This window comes from Collinsella aerofaciens ATCC 25986, from assembly GCF_964237925.1.
GTDB lineage: Bacteria > Actinomycetota > Coriobacteriia > Coriobacteriales > Coriobacteriaceae > Collinsella > Collinsella aerofaciens_BJ.
Genome location: NZ_CAXSKI010000035.1, coordinates 1 through 1,572 on the forward strand (window position 1 = coordinate 1; position 1,572 = coordinate 1,572).

General features: G+C 69.3%; 1 protein-coding gene. It reads right to left on the reverse strand.

Features of this window, described 5'->3' with window-relative positions:
* Positions 1-23: 23 nt before the first annotated feature.
* A complete protein-coding gene (locus ACESWY_RS10215) occupies positions 24-1,262 on the reverse strand; it encodes an IS110 family RNA-guided transposase (RefSeq protein WP_373094348.1) in 1,239 nt (412 codons plus the stop codon).
* Positions 1,263-1,572: the final 310 nt, after the last annotated feature.

Sequence of the window (1,572 nt, forward strand, 5' to 3'; positions counted from 1 at the left end):
AAAACCGACGCTCCTATAAGTTGTCAAGAGGCAGTTTGCGGGAGCGTTCTCTCCAATTCGCACAGGAGCTCGTAATACCTCCTCTCCAGTTTCGTCGACCGCCGTTTCCCCCGTTCCAAGTGCCCGAGTGTGGCTGCGGACAGGCCGAGCTCCGCGGCGGCTTTCTTCTGAGTCACCCGCATCGCCTTGCGCATCTTCGCGAGCTCGGGGCCTTCCGGCGCGGCGCCGTCGGGGTTCGGGTCCATGAGCACGTGGTACACCTCCCGCGCTATGTAGCGCTTCAGGCAGCGGACCGCCTCCCGCCGGGACTTCCCCTCGGAGGTCCGCCTCGCCACGTACCTCCTCGTCCTCTCGTCGTACGCCATGCGCTTGATCGCGATCTCGTAGAGCGCCCAGTTCGCCTGCCGGTTGCCGCCGCGGTTGAGCCTGTGCCGGTCCGTCTTCCCGCTCGACGCGGGGATCGGGGAGGCGCCGCACATCATCGAGAACGCCGCCTCGCCCTTCAGCCTGCCGGGGTTGTCGCCGGCGGCCACGACCAGGGCGGCGGCGGTCGTGGTGCCGCAGCCCTCGACGCCGAGCAGCGCGGGCGCGTTCGCCTCCAGCAGCGCGCGGATGCGCTCGTCGAGGGACTCGACCTGGCTGCGGGCCTCCTTCCAGACCGCCGCGACGGACCGCAGCGAGGCCAGCACGCTCTCCTCGAGCGCGTCGCCCGCCTTCCTCCCGCGCGCGAGCAGCGGCATGAGGTCCTTCGGCCGCTCGCGGCCCCTGAACCGCTCCCTCAGGGCGCTCGGGGCCGTCGTGAGCATCGACTTCGCGCAGGCCACGCAGGACGTGGACGTCGCGACGGCCAGCCTGCGCGCGACGTAGAGCTGGCGCACCGCCTCGACCCAGCCGTCCTGCGACTTCGGCACGGAGCAGCCCCTCCCGGACGCCGCCTTGCGCGCCGCGCGCTCGGCGTCCAGCGGGTCGCTCTTCCCCTCGCCGGGCCTCACCTTGTCCCTCTTGGGCCTGAGCACCTCGACGACGTTGTACCCGAGCTCCACGAGCCTCCTCGTCAGCCCGGCCCCGTACGATGCCGTGCCCTCGACGCCGACGACCATGCAGCTCCCCGGGTCGCCTATCGCCTCCGCCAGCCTGTCGTAGCCCTCGGGGTCGGCCCCGAAGCTCCCGCTCCAGATCTTCCTCCCGAGGCCGTCGAGCAGGCACAGGACATGCACGTCCTTGTGCGTGTCGACGCCCGCGATGACCGTTTCGCCTTCCATTTTCGCTCCCCTCGGTCTGCCGCCTGCTCCGCGCCCGGGTCTCCCAGACATTGCACTGACGGGAGCGCTACAATCCAATTGGCTTGTCCGATTGTCCGCGCTCATGCTCCTATTAGGTCATGGCAGGACTCCGGGACGCGGATGCCGGGGCGAGACAGGTCGGATTTGAGGACGGCCGAAGAGGCGTCAGCAGGTCAGTGGGTCATCGTCCCGGCATTCAGCATCAGGGTAGCGCTGCGACGCGGAAATCGCGCGCCGTTGCCGCGCCCCGCAGTGCCCGCTTCCCCCGAGAACAATTATCAGTGCAGGT